The organism is Thermovirga sp. (assembly GCA_012523215.1).
Classification (GTDB): Bacteria; Synergistota; Synergistia; order Synergistales; family Thermovirgaceae; genus 58-81.
This window is the reverse complement of record JAAYIZ010000088.1, coordinates 1-5,798: the sequence shown is the minus strand read 5'-3', so window position 1 is coordinate 5,798 and position 5,798 is coordinate 1. Positions and strand designations below refer to the sequence as shown.

Annotated in this window: 2 protein-coding genes; one reads left to right on the top strand and one right to left on the bottom strand. The window is 56.6% G+C overall.

The annotated features are described in order from the left end of the window. The coding region (locus GX108_02530) for a molybdopterin-dependent oxidoreductase (GenBank protein NLO55924.1) at nt 1-2,228 on the bottom strand (2,228 nt) is incomplete at its 3' end. Between the two features lie 734 nt (nt 2,229-2,962). Here GX108_02530 and GX108_02525 point away from each other — a divergent pair. Further along, complete coding sequence (locus tag GX108_02525) at nt 2,963-5,692, top strand: molybdopterin-dependent oxidoreductase (GenBank protein ID NLO55923.1); 2,730 nt, start codon at nt 2,963-2,965, stop codon at nt 5,690-5,692. Nucleotides 5,693-5,798: the final 106 nt, after the last annotated feature.

The window sequence follows — 5,798 nt, the reverse complement described above, 5'->3', positions numbered from 1 at the left end:
TGGTAGGTTCGGAAGGTCCCGTCAGGGCGGGCCATGGCTTCCAGGAGCTGGTTGCAGCTGTCGATAATGGCGTTACCGACCATGATCTGGCTCCGGCTCGCCGCTGCGGCACCGCTATTGGGAGCTTTGGCCGTGTCATTGCAGACCAGCTTGATCTGTTCCAGCCTGATACCGAGGGGTTTCAGGGCCTCATGGGCCGTTCCCAAGGATCCTATGTCGGCGCCTTGTCCATGATCCTCCCAGGTGTTGTAAAGGATGACCCCGTCCTCGGTCAGCTCGATGTTGCTCCTGGCCTCGTCGGACCCTACAGAGTTGGCGTTGTAGATGCCCAGGGCTACCCCTACGCCCCGTTTTACGCGGTCCGTAGAGAGCGCGGCGGCACGTTTTTGGGCTTCCCCATACAAGGGTTTCAGCCTGGTAATCATGGCCGGCAAGGGGTAGATCTCAGGCCTTTGCCCTCCCGGCATGGTGTCACCGGGCCGCATGATGTTCTTCTCTCTGAACTCCAGGGGATCCATGCCGACCTTTTCGGCGAGCATATCGATGGCGATCTCCCCGGCGAAATAGGTCTGGGGGGCCCCATAAGCGCGGAAGGCTCCGCACCATTTGTGGTTCGTGAAGTGAGTGTAGCCGCAGCCCCTGAAGTTCTCGACCCCGTAGGGGGCGCAGAAGAAAAGTCCCCCCATGTTGGTCAGTTTTTCGCTGGCCTCCGAGAAGGGACCGTGATCGACGTGCCAGTAATGTTCGGCCCCGAGGATCTTGCCCTCCTTGTCCGCGCCTATCCTCACCTTCATAAGGAAGGGCGAGCGTTTGGGCGTCCTGAGGATGTGCTCCTTCATGTCAAGGCGCATGTAGACGGGCAGGCCGGTGGCGATGACGCAGGCACCGATGAGGTGCTCGTTGGTTACGGCCACTTTGTACCCGAAAGTAGCGCCGGTGTTGTTCTGAATGACGCGAATCTTGGAAGGGGGCACTCCCAGGCCGCGGGCGATCATCATCTGGTGGGCGTAGATCATGATGCTCTTGCTCTGGATCGTAAGGCGCCCTTCTTCGTCGTAATAACCGAAGCCGCAGTCGGTCTCTATGGTCAAGTGGGGCTGGCGTGAGCTCAGGAATTCCTCTTCGACCAGGTAGGGGGCCTTTTCAAGGAGCGGGGCGGGATCCTCACCCTTGATAAAGGGGCGTTTATTGAAGCAGTTGGGCATCCCGTCGATCCCCTCGATCTCGTCGTAGACCTTCGGGGCGTCCTTCTTCATCGCTTCCATGACGTTCAAAACGGGGGTCAGTTCCTCCATCTCGACCCGAACCGCTTCCGCCGCGGCCCGTGCTTCTTTTTCCGTCGAAGCGCAGACTATCGCTACAGCTTCGCCCCATTGGCGGATTTTGTCACCGGCGGGGACGAGGATTCGCCTCTCCCACCCGTCGGTGCTGGTCGTCTCGGAGCCCACCTGACCGCGGATTCGGTTGGTACCCTTGTTGGCAAAGATATCCTCGGCGGTGACGATCTTGTATACGCCGGGTATTTTCTCCGCTTCAGCGAAGTTGATCGACTTCACTACGGCGTGGTGAGTCTCCGGGCAGACCGGTACAGCGAATAGTGTGCCTTCGGGCAATTTCAGTTTCACGTCGTCGCCGAAGTCAAAGGTTCCCGTAGCCTTGTAAACGGCGTTAGGCCTCGGGTATCTCGTCCCCCAGACGGAACCGTCTTTTCCGAGCAGTTCCGAGAAGTCGGTCATCTCTTCTTCACCGCGCAGTACCTTGGCAGCGAGCATCACCGCGTCGGTTATCTGGATGTATCCCGTACAGCGGCAGGCGTTCCGGTTCTTTTGGAACCACTCCCTGATGGTTGCGCGATCCGGGTCGGGGTTGCTGTCCAAAAGGGCCTTGGTGCTTATGATAAAGCCCGGTGTGCAGAACCCGCACTGGATGGCCCCGGTTTTAATAAAGGCCCATTGCAGTGCGTGCAGTTTCCCCGGAGCCCCCAGTCCTTCTATGGTTAGGATATTCGCATCCTCGGGAACGGTATTCCATTTTACAATGCAGGAACGGACCAGTTTTCCGTCCATCAACACGTTACAGGCACCGCACTGGCCCACCCCGCATCCGACCTTCGTCCCGGTAAGTCCCAATTGATCCCTTATCACTGTGGAAAGGAACGTGTCGGGATAAGCGACAACGTCCGACGGCACGCCGTTCACATTAATTCGCTTTTTTGTCGCCTGCTTCATTTGCATCATCCTTTTCTTGTATTGTTTTATTACCAGGTCGATTATCCTCAATACCACGGCGGGCTTGCGATCATCCTCCCCTGCGGGGGGTCTTCCCTTTCGGGGGTAGGGGTCTTGACCGTTGAAGGGTAGATCTTTGGGCTCCTCGTCCGTTTTACCGGAATGGCCCCGGTCGAGGGGAGCGGTGACTGGGATACTATTCTAAATCGATAGAGTCTTTGTTCAATTTTTTGGTCAATAATATTTCTTTTTGCTTGGTATTGTTCATGGATCAACCCGTCGCGTGGAAGTACCGGTGGGCACGGACGGCACCGATAACCGGCCATTGAACGGAACAGAAAAGGCCTCCTTGACAGGAGGGCCTTTTTTTATGGGAAGTGGGTATAGTAGGTACTGTGGAAATTAAAATGCAATAGTGTTGCAAATATGAGACTAATGTTGACAATCTTCTCTCCTCACAAGAGAATAGTTCTAAGCGAAATGGCAGTGCAATGAAAAGTGATTCAGGAAAAGCATGAATCTGCGAAAAGGTTTCGAGCGGGACAATGTCGTGGGATCAGGGCTTCTCCCCGAGGCGCAATGATATCGTCCGAGACAGGTTGCCCCATTGTGAACCCAGGAGGGGATCATCATGGTCCGCCAATTTTAGTTTTTTCGTTTCGCGAGAAGGGGCAGGGTCGATACACGGGAGTGAAACATTTTGCCTTTTGAATGATGAAGGGAGTTGAGGTGACGTGATCCAGAAACGTTTTTTCGTGAACGGAATTGAACGGAATATCATCGTGAAAGGCGAGGATTCCCTAGCGAAGGTCCTGCGGGAGCAGTTGGGCCTGACGGGAACGAAAGTCGGTTGTGACACAGGACATTGTGGTGCCTGTAGTGTGATCGTAAACAATGAGCTGGTCCGTTCCTGCATTTTCAAGGCGGGAAGGATCAAGGACGGCGATTCGGTAACCACCATCGAGGGAATCGGCACCCCGAATAATCTGCATCCCATTCAGAAAGCTTTCATCAAGCACGGGACCGCCCAGTGTGGCTTCTGCATTCCCGGCTTTGTCGTCTCCACCAAGGCCCTGCTGGACAGTAACCCTTCACCGACCCGTGAAGATGTAAGGGAGTGGTTCCATAAGCACAGAAACGCCTGCCGGTGCACAGGCTACATTCCGATAGTCAATGCCGTTATGGATGCGGCCAAGGTTTTAAGGGGCGATATGAAGGAAGAGGAGCTGGAGTACAAGCTCCCCGCCGACGGACGAATCTGGGGCGGGACCTATCCAAGACCCACCGCAGTGGCAAAGGTCACCGGCACGCTGGATTACGGTGCAGACCTGGGGTTGAAGCTCCCGGGCAACACGCTTCAGCTCGCCCTGGTGCAAGCCACGGTGAGCCATGCCAACATCAGGAACATCGACGTCTCCGAGGCAGAAAAGATGCCCGGCGTCTACAAGGTCGTCACCCACAAAGATATCAAAGGCAAGAATAGGATCACCGGTCTGATCACCTTTCCCTCGAACAAGGGGGATGGCTGGGACCGACCCATTCTCTGTGACGAAAAGGTTTTCCAGTATGGCGACGCCATAGCGATAGTCTGTGCCGATACTTACGATAATGCTTGCGCAGCCGCGGACAAGGTGAAGGTTGACCTGGAGATCCTCCCTGCCTACATGAGCGCCCCCGCGGCCATGGCTGAGGACGCCCTGGAGATCCACCCGGGAACGCCCAATGTGTACTATATTCAGAACCTCGAAAAGGGTAAACCCACAGGTCCGATCTTCAACAGCGCGCCCTACGTGGTGGAAGACGATTTCTATGTCCAGAGGCAGCCCCACATGACAATCGAGCCCGACGTCGGTTTTGCCTACATTGACGAGGGAGGGGTCCTTAAGATTCACTCCAAAACCATTGGAGCCCACCTGCACCTCCTCATGATCGCCCCCGGCCTCGGCCTGGAGCCGGAAAAGATCGCCCTTGTCACGAACCCCATGGGCGGAACCTTCGGCTACAAGTTCAGTCCCACGATGGAAGCCTTGGTGGGAGCCGCCGCCCTTGCGACGGAAAGACCCTGCTTCCTCAGGTACAACTACTTCCAGCACATGACCTACACGGGTAAGCGGTCGCCCTTCTTTGTCAATATCAAATTCGCTGCCGACAAGGATGGCAAGCTGCTCGCCATGGAGACGGATTACAACGTGGACCACGGCCCCTACTCCGAGTTCGGCGATCTGCTGACGCTCCGAGGCGCCCAGTTCATGGGTGCGGGCTACGATATACCAAACATCAAGGGAACGGGCCGCACGGTGTGCACCAACCACGCCTGGGGTTCTGCCTTCAGGGCTTACGGGTCACCCCAGTCGCTCTTCTCATCGGAACAACTCATGGATCAACTGGCGGAAAAGATCGGAATGGATCCCTGGGAGATTCGCTACCTGAACTGTTACCGTCCGGGTGCTACGAACCCCAGTGGTCAGGAGCCCGAGGTCTTCAGCTATCCCGAGATGCTCGAAGCTCTGAAGCCCCGCTACGAGGAGGCGAAGGCCAAGGCAAAGCGAGAGTCCAAGGATAAGATCAGGAAGGGTGTTGGACTCTCCATGGGGTGTTACGGTTGCGGTCTCGACGGCCCCGACGGGTCGGAGGCATGGGCTGTGCTTAACCCCGACGATACGGTAACGATAGTGGCAGCCTGGGAGGACCATGGACAGGGTGCCGACATGGGCATGGTTGGTACCGCCCATGAGGCTTTACGCCCCCTGGGCATCACGCCCGACAGGATCCGCTTCACCTGGCCCGATACTTCCAGCACGCCCAATTCGGGTCCTTCCGGCGGGTCCCGTCAGCAGGTCATGACGGGGAACGCCATACGGGTCGCCTGTTCTGAAATGCTGGCATCGCTGAAGAAACCCGATGGCAAGTACATGGACTATTCCGAAGCGGTTGCCGCGGGCAAACCGCTGAAGTACGTGGGCAAGTTCAGCGTTCCTGGTGTGGCCTGCGATGAAAAAGGCCAGGGGAGGCCCTTTGTGGTCTATATGTATGGAGTCTTCATGGCGGAAGTCTCGGTAAATACCGAGACGGGCAAGGTGGAAGTGGACAAGATGACCCTCATGGCGGATATCGGCAAGGTTAACAACCGCCTCGTCACCGATGGACAGATCTATGGCGGGATGGCTCAGGGAATAGGGCTGGCCCTGTTGGAGGATTTTGAGGATATAAAGAAGCACTCCAACCTGGTCGGAGCGGGATTTCCCTTCGCCAAGGACATCACCGACAACATGGAGATTGTCTATTTTGAGAACTATCCGAGGGAGTTCGGCCCCTTCGGCGCCGCCGGAGTGGGTGAGCTTCCCCTCTCCAGCCCTCACGCAGCCATAGGCAACGCCATCTACAATGCCTGCGGTGTCAGGGTCCACCGGCTGCCGGCTCTTCCCGAAAGGATCCTGGCCGGATTCAAGGGCCAAAAGGTCTAAGACCGTCCTTTTTAGTCCCGTTCCGGCTGCGAGGCCGGAACGGGACTTCTATTTCCGTCAGGTCTTTATCAACCCCTTTGGAGAAGGCGATGGAAAAGGAAGTACT